The organism is Streptomyces sp. CAU 1734, from assembly GCF_039888735.1.
Classification (GTDB): Bacteria; Actinomycetota; Actinomycetes; order Streptomycetales; family Streptomycetaceae; genus Streptomyces.
Window position 1 is genome coordinate 1 of the sequence record NZ_JBDQQP010000002.1, and the last position, 17,096, is coordinate 17,096.

The 17,096-nt window shown below is 73.7% G+C and carries 16 protein-coding genes, 1 pseudogene and 1 riboswitch; of the genes and pseudogenes, 10 read left to right on the top strand and 7 right to left on the bottom strand.

The annotated features are described in order from the left end of the window. Positions 1-128: pseudogene (locus tag AAFN69_RS03695) on the top strand (IS481 family transposase); the annotation flags it as partial. 136 nt (positions 129-264) lie between these two features. On the opposite strand, the gene AAFN69_RS03700 reads toward AAFN69_RS03695, so the two are convergent. Beyond that, positions 265-804, bottom strand: coding sequence for an SAV_6107 family HEPN domain-containing protein (locus AAFN69_RS03700; RefSeq protein WP_347726798.1), 540 nt, complete (start codon positions 802-804; stop codon positions 265-267). Between the two features lie 157 nt (positions 805-961). On the opposite strand from AAFN69_RS03700, the gene AAFN69_RS03705 reads away from it, so the two are divergent. From AAFN69_RS03705 to AAFN69_RS03725, 5 genes are all read left to right on the top strand, one after another. Then, a complete protein-coding gene (locus AAFN69_RS03705) occupies positions 962-1,681 on the top strand; it encodes an ATP-binding cassette domain-containing protein (RefSeq protein WP_347726799.1) in 720 nt (239 codons plus the stop codon). Beyond that, positions 1,681-3,768, top strand: a complete 2,088-nt coding sequence (locus AAFN69_RS03710) for a YhgE/Pip domain-containing protein (protein WP_347726800.1) — start codon at positions 1,681-1,683, stop codon at positions 3,766-3,768. The genes AAFN69_RS03705 and AAFN69_RS03710 overlap by 1 nt, the downstream gene beginning before the upstream one ends. Positions 3,769-3,831: 63 nt before the next feature. Continuing rightward, positions 3,832-4,449, top strand: a complete 618-nt coding sequence (locus AAFN69_RS03715) for a helix-turn-helix domain-containing protein (RefSeq protein WP_347726801.1) — start codon at positions 3,832-3,834, stop codon at positions 4,447-4,449. A 370-nt stretch (positions 4,450-4,819) separates the two neighbouring features. Further along, complete coding sequence (locus AAFN69_RS03720) at positions 4,820-5,431, top strand: DUF4126 domain-containing protein (RefSeq protein WP_347726802.1); 612 nt, start codon at positions 4,820-4,822, stop codon at positions 5,429-5,431. A 74-nt stretch (positions 5,432-5,505) separates the two neighbouring features. Further along, on the top strand, positions 5,506-7,014 hold the full coding sequence (locus tag AAFN69_RS03725; protein ID WP_347727258.1) for an NAD(P)/FAD-dependent oxidoreductase: 1,509 nt from the start codon (positions 5,506-5,508) through the stop codon (positions 7,012-7,014). Positions 7,015-7,159: 145 nt separating this feature from the next. Here AAFN69_RS03725 and AAFN69_RS03730 read toward each other — a convergent pair whose 3' ends face one another. The 6 genes from AAFN69_RS03730 to AAFN69_RS03755 form a co-directional block, all read right to left on the bottom strand. Beyond that, positions 7,160-8,044, bottom strand: coding sequence for a hypothetical protein (locus tag AAFN69_RS03730; protein ID WP_347726803.1), 885 nt, complete (start codon positions 8,042-8,044; stop codon positions 7,160-7,162). A 52-nt stretch (positions 8,045-8,096) separates the two neighbouring features. Then, complete coding sequence (gene metF / locus AAFN69_RS03735; RefSeq protein WP_347726804.1) at positions 8,097-9,014, bottom strand: methylenetetrahydrofolate reductase [NAD(P)H]; 918 nt, start codon at positions 9,012-9,014, stop codon at positions 8,097-8,099. Positions 9,015-9,074: 60 nt separating this feature from the next. Next, complete coding sequence (thiE, locus tag AAFN69_RS03740) at positions 9,075-9,818, bottom strand: thiamine phosphate synthase (protein ID WP_347726805.1); 744 nt, start codon at positions 9,816-9,818, stop codon at positions 9,075-9,077. Between the two features lie 365 nt (positions 9,819-10,183). Further along, complete coding sequence (locus tag AAFN69_RS03745) at positions 10,184-10,549, bottom strand: Rv2175c family DNA-binding protein (protein ID WP_347726806.1); 366 nt, start codon at positions 10,547-10,549, stop codon at positions 10,184-10,186. Between the two features lie 121 nt (positions 10,550-10,670). Next, a complete protein-coding gene (locus AAFN69_RS03750; protein WP_347726807.1) occupies positions 10,671-11,912 on the bottom strand; it encodes an FAD-dependent oxidoreductase in 1,242 nt (413 codons plus the stop codon). Between the two features lie 34 nt (positions 11,913-11,946). Next, positions 11,947-12,321, bottom strand: a complete 375-nt coding sequence (locus tag AAFN69_RS03755) for a hypothetical protein (RefSeq protein WP_347726808.1) — start codon at positions 12,319-12,321, stop codon at positions 11,947-11,949. Positions 12,322-12,397: 76 nt separating this feature from the next. Beyond that, positions 12,398-12,510, top strand: a riboswitch (TPP riboswitch). On the opposite strand from AAFN69_RS03755, the gene thiO reads away from it, so the two are divergent. The 4 genes from thiO (at position 12,508) to pknB (ending at position 16,947) form a co-directional block, all read left to right on the top strand. After that, positions 12,508-13,743 (top strand): glycine oxidase ThiO, encoded by a 1,236-nt coding sequence (thiO, locus tag AAFN69_RS03760; RefSeq protein ID WP_347726809.1) that lies wholly within the window; start codon positions 12,508-12,510, stop codon positions 13,741-13,743. It overlaps the preceding riboswitch by 3 nt. Further along, positions 13,740-13,955, top strand: a complete 216-nt coding sequence (gene thiS / locus AAFN69_RS03765; protein ID WP_347726810.1) for a sulfur carrier protein ThiS — start codon at positions 13,740-13,742, stop codon at positions 13,953-13,955. Before thiO ends, thiS begins: the two co-directional genes overlap by 4 nt. A 7-nt stretch (positions 13,956-13,962) precedes the next feature. Further along, positions 13,963-14,772 carry a thiazole synthase gene (locus AAFN69_RS03770; RefSeq protein WP_347726811.1) on the top strand — a complete coding sequence of 270 codons (810 nt, stop codon included), beginning with the start codon at positions 13,963-13,965 and terminating at the stop codon, positions 14,770-14,772. Between the two features lie 243 nt (positions 14,773-15,015). Continuing rightward, positions 15,016-16,947 (top strand): Stk1 family PASTA domain-containing Ser/Thr kinase, encoded by a 1,932-nt coding sequence (gene pknB, locus AAFN69_RS03775; protein WP_347726812.1) that lies wholly within the window; start codon positions 15,016-15,018, stop codon positions 16,945-16,947. The last annotated feature ends 149 nt before the right edge of the window (positions 16,948-17,096 follow it).

Consider the following 17,096-nt stretch of genomic DNA (forward strand, 5'->3'; position numbering starts at 1 on the left):
CGAATGACGAGCGGACCCGAGCCCTGGCAGACTTCCTCCACACCTACAACCACCACCGCAGCCACACCGCCCTCGGCGGACACCCACCCATCAGCCGCGTAAACAACCCTGCGGGTCAATACAGCTAGGGCGCACAAGACTCGGCCCCGCCGGAGGCAGCCGCGCCGGGCCCGGGGCGGAGCCCCGGGAAGGGACCCGCACCCGGGGCGAGGGCGCACAACACTCCGCCCCGCCGGAGGCAGGCGCGCCGGGAAGGCGGCCGGGCTACGCGGGTCCGGGCGGGGGTGGCGGGAGGGCGAGGAGGCGTTCCACCACGCGGAGGAACATCGCGGCGTCGCGGAGGAGCCCCTCCGCCTCCGAGTCGCTCGCCGCGTCGCGTATGCCCGCCTCCGCGCGCGCCCTCCGCGGCGCCCCCGCGGCGAAGTGGGCGCTCCACTCGGACAGTTCGGGGGCCGACTCGGCGAGCAGCTCCCAGGCGCTGCGTATCGCGGCCCGCCGGCCGCGCCGCGGCGGGGTGGGGGTGGTGCCGGGGACGGACGGGCCGTCGGGGTGCCCCCGGACGGCGAGGACCGCCGCGGCGGTGCGCAGAGCCGCCAGATGCGCGGTGGCGTATCGCTCATTGGGGGTGGAGAGCCCGGCGGCCTCGTCGAGACCCGCGCGGGCCTGGGCCAGGAGATCGAGGGCGGCCGGCGGCGCCGAGGCACGCCGCAGCACGGGGTGCACATCGCTCGCCGGCCCGGTCAGTGAGGGGACAGGGCCGGGGACACGGCGCCGGTGTGCGGCTGCCCCGTGATGGCTGGCCATGACGAACCTCCTGTCGTCGTGTGACGGCACTGTGGCCGTATGTGTCCATCGTGAGGGCACCCACTGACAATCAGCCCTGACCTGCACTTTTGCCTCAACGCCAGGTTCGCCGCTAACTTTTGCACTGACTGGTCAGTTCAAAAGAGGGGGAGCGTACGTGGACAGCCCGCACGGGGCAGCCGTCGTGACCGAGGGGTTCGGGCTCAAGGGCCCGCGCGGCTGGGCCTTCCGGTCGGTGGACATCGAGGCACCGCCCGGCTCGCTCATCGCCGTCGAGGGGCCCTCCGGCTCCGGCCGGACCTGTCTGCTGCTCGCCCTCACCGGGCGGATGCGCCCCACCGAGGGCCGCGCCGAGGTCGGCGGGCTGCCGCTGCCGCGCCGGATGGCCGCCGTCCGTGCGATGACCGCGCTCGGGCCCGTACCGGGTGTGAGCGAGCTCGACCCGGCCCTGACGGTCATCGAGCATCTGCGGGAACGCGCCCTCCTCCAGCGCCGGTTCGACGGTTCGCTGCGGGCCCTGCTGCGTCCACGCGGCGAACGGGCGCGCGAGGCGCGGCAGCGCGTCGATGAGGCCCTGGCCGCCGCGGGGCTGGACCCGGATTCGCTCCCCCGCCGGGGGAACACCTCCGTCCGCGCCCTGGAACGACTGGGCTCGCTGAGGCTGTCGGTCGCCCTGGCCCTCATCGGCCGCCCCGGGCTGCTCGCCGTGGACGACGCCGATCTGAAGCTCTCCGACGGCGAACGCGCCGAGGGCTGGCGGCTGCTGCGCTCGGTCGCCGAATCCGGCACGACCGTACTGGCCGTGTGCAGTCAGGCCCCCGAGGGCGCGATCGCCGTCCGGGCCGGGACCGAAACGGCCGGAGAGGTGACGGTCTGATGCGCTCCCCCCGACTCGCCGCGCTCGAACTGAAGCGTTTCGGCAGAGGCCGCCTCCCCCGTGCCGCGGTGGTCGCGATCGTGCTGCTGCCCCTGCTGTACGGCGCGCTCTACCTGTGGTCCTTCTGGGACCCGTACAGCCGGCTCGACCGGATTCCCGTCGCCCTGGTCAATGACGACAAGGGGGCGACCTCCGGTGGCGAGAAGGTCTCCGCCGGGGACGAGATCACCCGGAAACTGCGGGAGAGCGAGGTCTTCGACTGGCACGAGGTGAGCGGCGCCGAGGCCCGCGAGGGCGTCGAGGACGGCGCGTACTACCTCTCGCTGACCATGCCCGAGGACTTCAGCGAGCGCATCGCCTCGTCGTCCGGGGACTCCCCCGGGACCGGCACGCTCCGGGTGCGGACCAATGACGCCAACAACTACATCGTCGGCCAGGTCTCCCGTACCGTCTTCGCCGAGGTCCGCACCGCCGCCTCCACCAAGGCGTCCCGTTCGTTCCTGGACCGGATGTTCATCTCGTTCTCGGACATCCACGACGCGACCAGGGACGCGGCGAAGGGCGCCGACGAGCTGACCGGCGGCATCGGGAAGGCCGAGAAGGGCGCCGCGGATCTCGCCGACGGCCTGCGCAGCGCCAAGGCGGGCACCGGGAAGCTGGCCGGCGGCCTGGCCCGGCTCAACCAGGGCGCGGCCGAACTCGAAACCAGTTCGCGGAAGATCGCGGACGGCACCGGCGGGCTCGCCGGCACCGCCCGGGGCCTCGCCGGTGAACTGCGGCCGTATCTGAAGGACAACGGCAAGTCCGTCGGCGACGCGGCGCGGCTGGTCTCGGACGCCTCGCGGACCATCCGGGAGGCGCTGGACGGCCTCGCGGACGCCGCGCCCGCTTCCGCGGGGTCGGCCCAGCAGTCGGCCGAGAAGCTGGAGGCACTGCACCGGGAGCGCTGTACGGAGCCGGCGGAGCCCGACCCCGCCCTGTGTTCCGCGCTCTCCGGCGCCAAGGACGCGGCGGGGGCCGCCGCCGAGGCCGGCGGCAAGGCCGGCGCGCTGGTGAAGGAGAACGGCGAGGCCCTGCGGAAGCTGGATGGCCGGCTCGCCGATCTCCAGCGCAGGGCGGACGAACTGGCCGAGCGCTCACCGGACCTCAACAAGGATCTGAACTCCGCCCTGGCGCGGATCAACGCCCTCGACGCGGGCGCGCGGGGCGTCGCCGCGGGAGCGGCCGAACTGCACTCCGGACTCGGCGGCGCCATCTCGGGCTCCAGTGAGATCGACAGCGGGGTGAGCCGTCTCCAGAAGGGCGCCGGGGATCTGGGCGGCGGGCTCTTCAAGCTGGCCGACGGGTCGAAGGAGCTGGCCGGCGGCCTGAACGACGGCGCGGACGGGATTCCCGCCCACGAGAAGAAGGAGCGGGACCTGCGTACCGCGGCGATGGCCGATCCGGTGCAGCTGGTCAATCAGTCCCTGCATGCGGCGCCCAACTACGGCACGGGTTTCGCCCCGTACTTCATTCCGCTCTCGCTCTGGGTCGGCGCGATGGTCGCTTACATGATCATTCAGCCGATGAACCGGCGGGCGCTGGCCGCGGGCGCCTCGGCCTGGCGGATCGCGCTGGCGGGCTGGCTGCCGGTGGTGGCCATCGGTCTGGTGCAGGTCGGTGCGCTGATGGCGGTACTGCACTGGTCGCTGGGTCTCCAGATGGCGCATGCCGCCGGGACCGTGGGCTTCCTCGCCCTGGTCATCGGCTGCTTCGCGGCGATCATCCAGTGGCTGAACGCCCGTTTCGGCGCGGCCGGGCGGATCCTGGTGCTGGCGGTGCTGATGCTCCAGCTCACCTCGGCGGGCGGCACCTATCCGGTCCAGACCAGCCCTGGATTCTTCAACGCGATCCATCCGTTCCTGCCGATGACCTATGTGGTGGAGGCGCTGCGGAGGCTGATCACCGGCGGCGGTCTCGAACCGGTGTGGCTGGGCACTCTGGTGCTGCTGGCCTTCACGGCGGGCGCGCTGGCGCTGACCGCGCTCTCCGCCCGCCGCAAGCAGGTGTGGACCCTGGACCGGCTCCATCCCGAACTCAGCCTCTGAGACGGCCGGTCAGCATCCGGAACCCTGCCCGTGAAACCTCCAAGACCTGTGAGAATCGACACCATGGACGCGACGGACAGCACCAGCACCAGGCGCCGGGCCACCCGGGCGAAGCTCTACGAGGCGGCGGTGACGCTCATCGCCGAGCAGGGTTTCTCCGCGACCACGGTGGATGAGATCGCCGAGCGGGCCGGGGTCGCCAAGGGCACGGTCTACTACAACTTCAAGAGCAAGACCGAGCTCTTCGAGGAGCTGCTGCGGTACGGCGTCGGCCTGCTGACCGCCTCGCTCCAGAGCGCCGCCGATGAGACGGCCGCGCGCGGGGGGACCAAGGTCGAGGCCCTGGACGCGATGATCCGGGCCGGTCTGGGCTTCATCGACACCTATCCGGCGTTCACCCAGCTGTATGTGGCGGAGCTGTGGCGCACCAATCGCGCCTGGCAGTCGACGCTGCTGGTGGTGCGTCAGCAGGCGGTCGCCGTGGTGGAGACGGTGCTGCGGGAGGCGGTCGAGAACAGGGAGCTGAGCGAGGAGATCGACATTCCGCTGACCGCGGCGGCGCTGGTGGGGATGGTGCTGGTGGCGGCGCTGGACTGGCAGTCGTTCCAGCGGGAGCGGTCGCTGGACGATGTGCACGCGGCGCTGTCACGGCTGCTGCACGGGCGGGTCAGCGGGCGCTGAGCCGGGGCCGGTGAGGGAGAGCCGGCGGTGAACGGAGAGATGCCGGCCCGGCGGACTCGATCCCCCCGAGTCCCGCCGCGGCCGGCATCTCTCCGTTCTTCCCCCGTGCTCCCCCGTACCGGGAAACGTCCCGGCGGATCGGTGCCGCTGTTCGCCGTACGCCCCCGCTCTCCGTCGGGAGTGCGGCGCCGGCACGGCCGCCCCGTGTCGGCGGTGCCGGCGCCGCGCCCCCTCCGTGGTCCCCACTCTTCCGTCCGGGCGGGCCCCGGCCCATCCGTACGGATACTCATCTCACACCCCGGGTAGCGGTACTCACCAGTGCGCACGCGTACTCAGCCGCCGGGCCCGGCACCTGGTTACGATCGCGTCCGTGTCCGTACTCCCTCTTGTCTTCACCAGCGGCTGGGCCAGCGGGATCAACGCCTATGCGGTGGTCCTGCTGTTCGGCCTCTACGGCGCCACCGGTCTGACCGACGAGGTGCCCGAATCCCTCCAGCGGCCCGATGTGCTGATCGCCGCCGGGGTGCTCTTTCTCTGCGAGGCGGTGGCCGACAAGATCCCTTATGTGGATTCGCTGTGGGACTCCGTGCACACGGTGATCCGGCCGGTGGCGGGGGCCGTGGTGGCGGCGCTGCTGGCCGGTGAGAGCGGTTCGCTGCCGGAGCTGGCGGCCGGGGCGGTCGGCGGCACGACCGCGCTCCTCAGCCATCTGGTCAAGGCGGGCACCCGGATGGCGGTCAACACGTCGCCGGAGCCGTTCAGCAATATCGGTCTGAGCGTGGCGGAGGATCTGGGGGTCGCCGGGATCGTCTCCTTCGCGATCTTCCATCCGCTGCCGGCGGCGATCATCGCCGCGGTTCTGCTGGCGCTGGGCATCGTGGTGGTGATCCTTCTCGCGTCCCGGATCCGGCGGTTCCTGCGGCGCCGGGCGCAGCGGCGGGAGGAGCGGCGACTGGCCGCCGCGGTCCGGCCGCCCGAGTGAGAGCCGCTGGTCACAGCCGCGCGGCGGGATTGTCAGTGGTGGTCGATAAAGTCACTGGCATGGCACGGATTGCGATGATCGGCGCCGGGATGGGCGCCATGGCGGCAGCCGCCCGGCTGGCCGTGGCGGGTCACCGGGTGACGGTGTACGAGCGCGGGGCGACCCATGGCGGGGCGCTGGGCTCCGTCGAGCGGGACGGCTTCGTCTTCGACACCGGTCCCGGTCTGCTGCATCTGCCCGCCGTCTGGCGGGACTTGTTCGTGAAGACGGGCCGGGAGCCGCTGGAGAAGTGCGTCGGCCTGACCCAGGTGGATCCGGCGAGCCGCCATCTCTTCGCCGACGGCACGGCGGTCTCGCTGCCGAATGCCTCGCGGGCGGGGATCGTCTCGGCGCTGGAGGCGGCGCTGGGCGATGGCGCGGGCGAGCGGTGGGGCGATTTCCTGGGGCGGGCCCGGGATGCCTGGGACCGTTCCCGGCGGCCGTTGCTGGAGGAGCCGCTGTGGCGGGACTGGCGGGTGCTGGAGCGGGATCCCTATCCGGCGCCCCGGCAGCGCCGGCTGCTGCGGGTCCGGCAGGCGTCCACGGTGGCGGAGGCGGGCGCCTGGGAGCTGGCCGATCCCCGGCTGGCCGCGCTCCTCGGCTCCACCGTGCTGGGGTACGGGCTGGATCCCCGGGTGGCCCCGGCGGGCGCCGCGCTGCTGCCGTACATGGAGCAGACCTTCGGCAGCTGGTATGTGGAGGGCGGGCTGCGGGAGCTGGCCCGTGCGGTGTACGAGCGGTGTGCGGCCCGGCGGGTCGAGTTCGTCTTCGGCGCCGAGGTGGTCTCGGTCGTGGAGCGGGACGGCCGGGCGGCGGGGGTGGAGCTGGCGGACGGCTCGGTCGCGGCGGCCGATCATGTGGTGGCGGGGGTGAGCGCGGCGGAGGCGATCCGTCTGACCGGCCGGGAGCTGTGGGGCGAGGGGGAGGTGCGGCCCCGGGAGGAGAGCGGCGGGGTGCCGCTGCCGGGGAGGTTCACGGTGCTGATGGCGCTGCGGGGGGCGCGTCCGGAGGGGGCGGCGCACCGGACCGTGGTGCACGGGCGGGACGGGGAGGAGGAGGCCGGAGCGGTCTTCGGCGGCCGGCTCTCCGGGCATCCGACGGTCACCGTGCTGCGGCCCGGGGATCCGCGCACCCGCCCGGACGCGGCACACGAGGCGGTCACCGTCTCGGCGACGGTGACCGGGGCCGGCGGGGCGGTCGACTGGGCGGACAAGGCGGTGCGCGAGCGGTATGCGGAGATCCTGATCGACGCCGCGGGGGCGGCCCTGGCCGCCGGGGCGCCGGCGGACGGCCCCTCGGAAGTGCGGGAGCGGCTGCTCTGGCACGAGATTCTGACGCCCGCGGAGACGGGTGCGATACCGGCGCCCGCCCTGGCCGGTGCGGGAGGGCGGCAGCTGCGTCCCTCGAACACCACCGGGCTGCCCGGCTTCCTTCTGGTGGGCGGCCATGCCCATCCCGGCGGCGGGCTGGCCCATGCCGGGATGTCCGGTGCGCTGGTGGCCGGGCTGATCGTGGAAGGGGCCGGGTTCCGGGGCTCTCAGTGATCCGGAGGACCGCTGGCGGATTCGCGCGGTCCGGTTCCGCCGCGGCCGGAGGGCGTCACGGCGGGGCGGCCGGGCGACGGGTACACGGCGCCGGGCACGGCCCGGTCGCCCCGGCCGTGCCCCGCGGGTGCCCGTCCGGGCGGTGTCAGTGGCGGTACTGCTGCTCGTTCGGTTCGTCGCCGTAGTCGTGCGGCGGCTGCCGGTCGCTCTCCGAGTACCGCTGCTGCGGGACCCAGACGCCGCCGGGCGGAGTGTCCGTGGCGGAGTGCTGGCCGTAGTAGGGATCGGGGTTGTACGGCTGCTGGTTGCCGAAGCTGTCGTAGGCGTCGGCGCCTCCGTACTGCCCGCCGTCCGGCCGGCCGCCGCCCGCGAAGGGGTCGGCGTATCCGGTGTACTGCGGCTGTCCGGCGTCGTACTCGCCCTGTGCGGCGGCGGGTTGGGGCGCTCCGTAGTAGGGGTCGTAGGCGTCCTGGCCGGCGGGGGCGTACTGGTCCTGCCGGCCGGCGTCGTACGAGTCCTGCTGCGGGTGCCGGTCCTGCTGGACCGCGTCCCAGGCCGCGTCGGTGTACACGCCGTACCCGGCGGTGTCGTCGGGCATCGGCAGCGGTTCGTAGACCGACTCGGGGACGGGGCCCGCCGGGAATCCGGCGTCGCCCGCGGAGGGGAAGCCGTCGCCGGTGCCGATGGCGGAGGTCTCCTCCAGGCCGGAGATCTCCAGCGCGGGCTCCCGGGACGGCTCCGGGGCGCCGGCCTTGCGGCGGCGGCTGGCGCCGGGGCGCCCGCCGATCGCCCAGCCGGTGGAGAAGCCCCGGCGGAAGGAGAGCGTCACATAGGTCTGTCCGACCGCGAAGGTGATCGCGCCGAGGGCGATCACCAGCACGGAGGGGATCAGTACGCCCAGCACCACCCCGACGAAGCCGCCGAAGGCCAGCAGCCGCCAGCGCAGCCGCGCCTTGTACTGCAACAGCACCTCGCCGAGCAGCCACAGCGCGACGACGCCGAACGCGATATAGAGGACCGTCCAGCCCATGCCCGCCCCTCTCCTTCGGCCCCCGCGCCGGACGCGGAACGGGTATGGCCGATTACGACTGCTCGTGCAGCCCGAGATTCTCGTAGATCTCCAGTGTCGCCGTGGAGTTGTTCAGCGTGATGAAGTGAAGTCCGGGCACACCTTCGGACAGCAACTCGGCGCAGAACTCCGTTGCGAACTGGATTCCCATGGAGCGTACAGCGGCCGGATCGTCCTTGACGGAGAGGATCCGTTCTTTCAGCTTCCCGGGGATGGCCGCGTTGCTGAGCTGGGCAAACCGTTCGAGCTGCTTGACGCTGGTCACGGGCATGATCTCGGGGATGATCGGAGTGTCGCAGCCGGCCGCCGTCACCCGGTCGCGGAGCCGGAGGTAGTCCTCGGCCCGGAAGAACATCTGGGTGATGGCGTAGTCGGCGCCGGCCCGGCACTTGGCGACGAAATGCCGGATGTCCGTGTCCCAGTCGGTGGACCGGGGATGCATCTCGGGGAAGGCCGCGACGCCGACGCAGAAGTCGCCCGACTCCTTGATGAGCTCGACCAGTTCGGCCGCGTAGCGGACGCCCTCGGGGTGCTCGATCCACTCGCCCATGGGGTCGCCGGGCGGGTCTCCCCGGACGGCCAGGATGTTGCGGATCCCCGCGTCGGCGTACTGCCCCACCATGTTGCGCAGCTCCGCGATGGAGTGGTTGACCGCGGTGAGGTGGGCGACCGGGGTGAGGGTGGTGTCGGCGGCGATCTCCTGGGTGGCCTTGACGGTGCCGGCGCGGGTGGAGCCGCCGGCACCATAGGTCACGGAGACAAAGCTGGGCGCGACGGCCTCGATCCGCCGGAGGGCGTTCCAGAGGTTGCGTTCACCCTTTTCCGTCTTCGGCGCCCAGAATTCAAAGGAATAGGATGTTTCGCCCGTCGCCAGCAACTCGCGCACCGTCCGTGCGCGATCAGTCCGTGTCGATGGAGTTCCGAGAGCCATACCCGCAGGTTATCCAGGGCGGGAGGGTCTCCCAACCGGAGTCCACCAATCGGACATCACTTATGCGCCATCCGAATCGCCGCTCCGGGCCCTGATCCGGCGGGCGAGACCGGCGGTCGCGGCGGCCGGGTCGGCGGCCTCCGTGATGGCCCGTACGACCACGATCCGGCGGGCTCCGGCGTCCAGCACCTCGTCCAGATTCCGGGCGTCGATGCCGCCGATGGCGAACCAGGGCCGGGTGGTGCCGAGGGCCGCGGTGTGGCGCACCAGCTCCAGGCCGGGGGCGTGGCGGCCCGGCTTGGTGGGTGTGGGCCAGCAGGGGCCGGTGCAGAAGTAGTCCACACCCGGCTGGACGGCGGCGGCCTCGGCCTCCGCGGGGCTGTGGGTGGAGCGGCCGATGAGAGGGGCCGCGCCGAGGACGGCGCGGGCCGCCGGGACGGGGAGATCGCCCTGCCCCAGGTGGAGCACGTCGGAGCCGATGGCATGGGCGATGTCCGCGCGGTCGTTCACCGCGAGGAGCTTGCCGTGCCGCCGGCAGGCGTCGGCGAGGACGGCGAGGTGGTCGAGCTCCTCGGCGGCCTCCAGGCTCTTGTCCCGGAGCTGCACGACGTCGACACCGGAGGAGAGCACCGCGTCGAGGAATGCGGCGAGGTCTCCCCGGCGCTTGCGCGCGTCGGTACAGAGGTAGAGCCGGGCTCCGGCCAGCGAGGGGCGCGGGGCGGGCGGGGCTCCGGACGGCTCCGGGCGGCTTCCTCCGGATGTCTCCGGGCGGCTTCCCGGCTGCGGCTCCTGGCTCGTGGGCATGGCTGGTCCCCCCTGGGTGGTCGGCGGTGCCCGGGCGGCCCGCAGGGGCACCGTACGCGCCCCTCGGCCGCCCGGACACCGCCGGGGCCCGCCGTGACACCGCCGGGCGGCCTTCGCCCGGCGGTGTCACGGCATCGGCGCGCGGGCCCGGACGTCCGTGTCATCGGCACACGGCGGATGGGCGACGGCGCCCGGGATCCGGCTCACGCCTGTGGGCGGGGTGACGGGCACGCCGGCGATGACATCGGGTCATCGGCGCCTCGGCCCGTACCGGGGGCATCGGTGTCCCGGCGCCGGAGCATGGCTGCGCGGGCGCCGGTGTGGGTGTTTCGCCGCTGCGGCCGGGGGTCTTCCCCGGCCGCGCATCAGACGGCGAGCGCCTGTGCGCGGCGCTTCACCTCCGTGCCGCGGTTCTCGCTGAGCGCCTGTGCGGGAGTGCCCGGCAGGCTCGGGTCCGGAGTGAAGAGCCACTCCAGCATTTCCTCGTCGGTGAAGCCGTCGTCCCTCAGGAGCGTCAGGGTGCCGGCGAGGCCCTTGACGACCTTGTCGCCGTCGATGAAGGCGGCGGGTACCTGAAGCGCCCGGTTCTCACCTCGGCGCACGGCGATCAGCTGGCCCTCCTTGACCAGCTGCCGGACGCGCGTCACCTCGACACCGAGGTTTTCGGCGATGTCGGGGAGGGTGAGCCAGGCGGGGACGAGAGCATCGATGTTTGCGTCAATCTCGGTCACGGGACAAGCGTGCCATCCGGGACTGACAGCCGGTAGCGGGGCTCGGCCCCAAGTGGCGCACCGAACACCAATGCCCGGCCATATTACCTGGTCAGAGCGGCGCATCGGGAGCGGGTCGACTTCAGCTCGACGCCGCCTTCAGGGGGACGGCGGGGTCCGCGGCCCGCACGGGATCCAGCCGGGCGCCCGAGAGCAGGAGCTTGCGGCCCTGCGCCAGGTCCCGGGGGCGGTCGACGGTGAGCAGGGCGACGAGCGCGCCCTCGCGGAGCCAGAGCACCGTCCACGCCCGCTCGGCGGGATCGCCGCGCCACAGGGTGGTGTCGGCGCCGTGGTGGTCGCCCGCGTACTGCACGAACCGGCCGAACTGCTCGGACCAGAAGTACGGCACCGGGTCGTAGCTGGGCGGCGGGCCGCCGGGACCGGCCGGGCCGGCCGCCACCACGCGCGCGGCGACGGTGCGCGGGCCCTGGAGGGCGTTGTCCCAGTGGTGCACGACGAGGCGCCGGCCGTAGCGGGCGGAGGGGAAGGACACACAGTCGCCGACCGCGTACACATCGGGCACGGAGGCGCGCAGTCCGGCGTCGGCGGTGATCGCGCCGTCGGGACCGACGGCGATCCCGGAGCCCGCGAGCCATCCGGTGGCCGGGCGGGCCCCGATGCCGACGACCACGGCGCCGGCCTCGACGCGCCGCCCGGAGGCGAGCAGGACGGTGCCCGGCTCGATGCCCGCGACGCGCGCGCCGGTGATCAGCTCGACGCCGTGCTCCGGATACCAGCCGGCCATCGGGGCGGCGGCCTCGGCGGGGAGCGCGCCGGCCAGCGGGCGCTCGGCGGCCTCCACCACGGTGACCTCGCAGCCGGCCTCGCGCGCCGCGGTCGCGAACTCGGCGCCGATCCAGCCCGCGCCGACGACCACGATGCGGTGCTTCTCCGCGAGGACGGGCCGGAGCCGGTCCACGTCGTCGAGGGTGCGCAGCAGATGGACCCCGGGCACCCCCTCGGTGCCGGGGAGGGTGAGCGGTTCCGCGCCGGTGGCGATGACCAGGGTGTCGTACGGGACCGGCCCGGCCCCGGTGTCCAGCTCGTGGTCCCCGGGCCGGACGCCGGTCACCTCGCAGCCGAGCCGGAGCTCGATGCCGAGATCCTCGAAGTCGATGTCGAAGGCGGACCCCTCGGCCTTGCCCAGCAGGACCGCCTTGGAGAGCGGGGGCCGGTCGTAGGGCTGATGGGGCTCGGCGCCGATCAGGGTGATGTCACCGGTGAAGCCCTGTTCCCGCAGGGCCACGGCGGTCTGCACCCCCGCCATGCCCGCACCGACGACGACCACCCTCGGCGTCCGCTCTTCACTCCGCTGCTCGCTCACGGATCAACCATACGCACCCGCACCTGATGGCACGTCAGGAATGGGTGCCGGCGGATATCCCCGGGGCGGGCGGGCGCACCTCCTCGACCACGCTGGTGCCGCTGCCCTCCTGGGACTCCCACTCCCACGTCTCGTCCAGCCGCACCCGCCCGTCGGGCAGTTCGGTGACGACCGAGACACAGTGCCCGGAGGAGGTGGTGCCGTCCGTCTTCAGCTGGACGTAGCGGAAATCCAGCCGGTCTCCCTCGCGGGTGCCCACCAGACGCCCGTGAACCACGTCACCGCCGTCGTACTCGGCCCAGACGCGGCCGTCGCGTTCGTGATAGCCGAACCGGGTGCGGGTGCCGACCTGACCGGGGGCCTGATCCGCCACCGGTGCGAGTACGAGTCCGTCGAGCGACCGTGCCATTGCGCTGCTCCCTTGTGCCGAACCGGGCTCACCGCGCCTTACCGCGAGCCGGGACCGTTGGTTAGGGTGGCCACCGTAAAGCACTCGCGGGAGCCCGGACGCACCGGGCTGAGAGGGGGGCTGGCCGGCCTCCGACCGTACGAACCTGATCCGGGTCATGCCGGCGAAGGGAGGGGCCGACCGCCCATGCCGCAGATCCCCCCGAACAGCCCTCCGACGGGCACCGCGAACATCCCCCGGACCCGGGACACCGGGGGCCGGCCGCCGGACACCGCCGATGTGCTGGTGATCGGCGGCGGAATCATCGGTCTGGTGACGGCCTGGCGCACCGCGCAGCGCGGTGCCCGGGTGACCGTCGCCGATCCGGAACCCGGTGGCGGAGCCGCCCAGGTGGCCGCCGGAATGCTCGCCGCCGTCACCGAACTCCACTACGGCGAGGAGACCCTGCTCGCCCTCAACCTGGCCTCCGCGCGCCGCTACCCCGCCTTCGCCGCCGAGCTGGAGGAGGCGAGCGGGGAGCGCGTCGGCTACCGCGCCCGCGGCACCCTCTCCGTCGCCCTCGACGCCGACGACCGGGCCCACCTGCGCGAGCTGCACGCCCTCCAGCGGCGCTCCGGCCTGGAGTCCGAGTGGCTCACCGGCCGCGAGTGCCGCCGGCTGGAGCCGATGCTCGCGCCGGGGGTGCGCGGCGGGCTCCGGGTGGACGGCGACCACCAGGTCGACCCCCGCCGGCTGGCCTCCGCGCTGGTCACCGCCTGCGAGCGGGCCGGGGTGGAATTCCGGCGCGGCTGGGCCGAGCGCCTCACGGTGGCCCATGACCGGGCGGCGGGCGCCCGGCTGACGGACGGCACCGAGCTCTCCGCCGGCCAGGTGGTGCTGGCGGGCGGCAGCCTGAGCGGCCGGCTCGACGGCGTACCCGACGAGGCGGTGCCGCCGGTCCGCCCGGTGAAGGGCCAGGTGCTGCGCCTGGCCGTGCCCAGGGCATACGCCCCCTTCCTGACCCGGACCGTCCGGGCCGTCGTCCGCGGCAGCCAGGTCTATCTGGTGCCGCGCGAGAACGGTGAGCTGGTCGTCGGCGCGACCAGCGAGGAGCTGGGCTGGGACACCACCGTCACCGCGGGCGGGGTGTACGAACTGCTGCGCGACGCCCATGAACTGCTGCCGGGCATCACCGAACTGCCGCTGACCGAGACCCGCGCCGGACTGCGCCCCTGCTCGCCCGACAACGCCCCGCTGCTCGGCCCGACCGCGCTCCCCGGCCTGCTGCTGGCCACCGGCCACCACCGCAACGGGGTGCTCCTGACCCCCGTCACCGGAGACGCGATGGCGACCGTGCTCACGACCGGCACCCTGCCGGCGGAAGCCCTTCCCTTCACCCCCCGACGCTTCTCCCCCGCCGCCCCTCTGGAGCAGCCCGTATGACCACTGTGCCCCCTGCCGTCTCCGTCAACGGCGAATGGCGACAACTCGCCACCGGAACCACGCTGGACACCCTGATCGCCGAGCTCACCACCGCCCGGTCCGGAGTCGCGGCGGCGGTCAACGAGACCGTCGTCCCCCGCGGCCGGTGGGCGGACACCCCGCTCGGCGACGGCGACCGGATCGAAGTTCTCACCGCTGTCCAGGGAGGCTGAGCCCGCGATGTCCGACGATCCGCTCGCCATCGGCGACACCGTTCTCACCTCCCGGCTGATCATGGGCACGGGCGGCGCGCCCAGTCTCGACATCCTGGAACGTGCCCTGGTGGCGAGCGGCACCGAGCTCACCACCGTCGCCATGCGCCGGCTCGACCCGACCGTGCGGGGCTCGGTCCTCTCCGTTCTGCGCCGGCTCGGGATCCGGGTGCTGCCCAACACGGCCGGCTGCTTCACCGCGGGAGAGGCCGTGCTCACCGCCCGGCTGGCCCGGGAGGCCCTGGGCACCGACTGGATCAAACTGGAGGTCGTCGCCGACGAGCGGACCCTGCTGCCCGATCCCGTCGAACTGCTCGACGCGGCGGAGATCCTGGTGGACGACGGTTTCACCGTCCTGCCGTACACCAGCGACGATCCGGTCCTCGCCCGGAAGCTGGAGGACGCGGGGTGTGCGGCGATCATGCCGCTGGGCTCGCCGATCGGCTCCGGCCTCGGTATCCGCAATCCGCACAATTTCCAGCTGATCGTGGAGGCCGCGGGGGTCCCGGTCATTCTCGACGCGGGCGCGGGCACCGCCTCCGACGCCGCTCTCGCCATGGAGCTCGGGTGCGACGCGGTGATGCTGGCCTCGGCGGTGACCCGCGCCCAGGAGCCGGCGCTGATGGCCGAGGCGATGCGCCACGCGGTGGCGGCGGGCCGCCTGGCCCGCCGCGCGGGCCGGATCCCGCGCCGCCACTTCGCCCGCGCCTCCTCCCCCGAGTCCGGCCTCGCCGAGCTGGACCCGGAGCGCCCGGCCTTCACCGGCGGGGACGGCTGAGCCCCGGCGGGGACGGCCGGTCTCCAGGGCCGGTCTCCAGGGCCGCCCGCCCGGTCCGGGCGCTCGGTCCGGGCGGGTATGAGGCGGTACGGTCACGGCCCCGCCCGTACACCCCGTGAGAGCGCCGCCGGACCGGGCGGAACACCGCCGGACGGCGGCGGGCGTGTCACAGCTCCGCTGCGGTACGGCCCCGGCGGAGCCCGGCCCGGCGGCGCTGTCACCGCCGGCTCGTAGAATCACCGGGTGGACACGACCCTCCAGGACCCTCTCGTCGGGCAGGTGCTCGACGGCCGCTACCGCGTCGACGCGTGTATCGCCGTCGGCGGTATGGCCACGGTCTACCGGGCCGTCGACACCCGCCTCGACCGCGAGCTCGCCCTCAAGGTGATGCATCCCGCCCTCGCCGCCGATGTCACCTTCGTGGAGCGCTTCATCCGCGAGGCGAAGTCGGTGGCCCGGCTGGCGCACCCCAATGTGGTGGGCGTCTTCGACCAGGGCGCGCAGGGCGCCTATGTCTATCTGGCCATGGAGTACGTCGCGGGCTGCACCCTGCGCGACGTGCTGCGCGAGCGCGGTGCCCTGCGGCCCAGAGCCGCCCTGGACATCCTGGAGCCCGTACTGGCCGCCCTCGGCGCCGCGCACCGGGCCGGCTTCGTGCACCGGGACATCAAGCCGGAGAATGTGCTCATCGGGGACGACGGCCGGGTGAAGGTGGCCGATTTCGGGCTGGTGCGCGCGGTCGGCTCGGTGACGAACACCACCGGCACCGTGCTGGGCACGGTCTCCTATCTGGCGCCCGAGCAGATCGAGGAGGGCACCTCCGACACCCGTACCGATGTGTACTCCTGCGGGGTCGTGCTCTACGAGATGCTGACGGGCGCCAAGCCGCACGGCGGGAGCACCTCGGCCCAGGTGCTCTACCGGCATCTGCACGAGGACGTGCCGGCGCCCTCCGCGGCCGTGCCGGGGCTCTCGGTGGAGCTGGACGAGCTGGTCGCGGGCGCCACCGCCCGGAATCCCGAGCTCCGCCCCCATGACGCGGTGGCGCTGCTGGCGGCGGCCCGCGAGGCGCGCGCCGCGCTCACCGATGAGCAGCTGGATCTGATGCCTCCGGGTGCCAGGACCCCGGCGGCGGATTCCGGCACCCGGGACCCGGCCGGGGAGGAGCCCACCGATGTGATCGCGCGGGCGCTCCCCCGGGAGCGGCCCCCGGTGAGCCACACGGCCCGGCTCACCGTGGAACCCACCCCGGCGCGGTCCCGGCTCCGGCTCCGCCGGCCGGCGCTGCCGAGGCGCGGAGTGGTCACGATCGTGGTCGCCGTTCTGCTGGTGCTGGGCGGAGGTGCCGGTGTCTGGTACATCAATTCGGGGCAGTTCACCCGGGTGCCCGCGCTGATCGGGAAGACGGAGAGCGAGGCGTGGAAAGAACTGGCCGGCGCCGGGCTCGACGTCCGCGGCGTGCGCCGGGAGTTCAGCGAGACCGTGGCGCGGGGCACCGTCATCACCAGCGATCCGGCGCTCGGTGAGCGCATTCGCGGGAACGGCTCGGTGACGCTGGTCGTCTCGCGCGGACCGGAGATCGTCCGGGTCCCGTCGGTGGCGGGCGAGCGGCTCGCCGACGCCGAGCGGGCCCTGGAGAAGGCCGGGCTGGAGCCCGGAGCGATGACCCGGGAATTCAGCGCCGCGGTCCCGCAGGGCGCGGTGATCCGCACCGATCCGGGGGCCGGGACCGGGCGCAGCCCGGGGTCCGCGGTCGCCCTGGTGGTCAGCAAGGGCTCCCCGGTCGAGGTCCCCGGGGTGACCGGGGATCCGCTCGCGGTGGCCCGTGAGCGGCTGGAGGGTGACGGGTTCGAGGTGGTGATCGCCGAGGGCCGGATCCACGCCCCGGAGAAGGCGGGCACGGTTGCCCGGCAGTCCGCGGCGGCCGGGTCGAAACTCGCCGGCGGCGACACCGTCACCCTGACCGTCTCCAAGGGGCCGCGGATGGTCTCCGTCCCCGATGTCGTGGGGAAGAGCGCCGACGACGCGCGGGCGGAGCTGGAGGCGGCCGGTTTCGAGGTCGCGGTGGAGAAGAGCTTCCCGTATCTGGGGGACGAGGTGACGGGTCAGTCGCCCGGCGCGGGCGAGGAGGCCCCGGAGGGCGGCAAGGTCACCATCGAGGTCAAGGGGCTGTGACCGGGGGCGCGCCCGCGCCGCGCGCCCGGAACCGCCTCCCCCGTACGCCCCGACGCCGTACGCCTCCCATCGCGGCCCGCCCCGGCGCCGCACGCCCCCATCCGAACCACCGGCATCGCGCCGGCCCGCGGGAATCCGCCGTCCGGCGG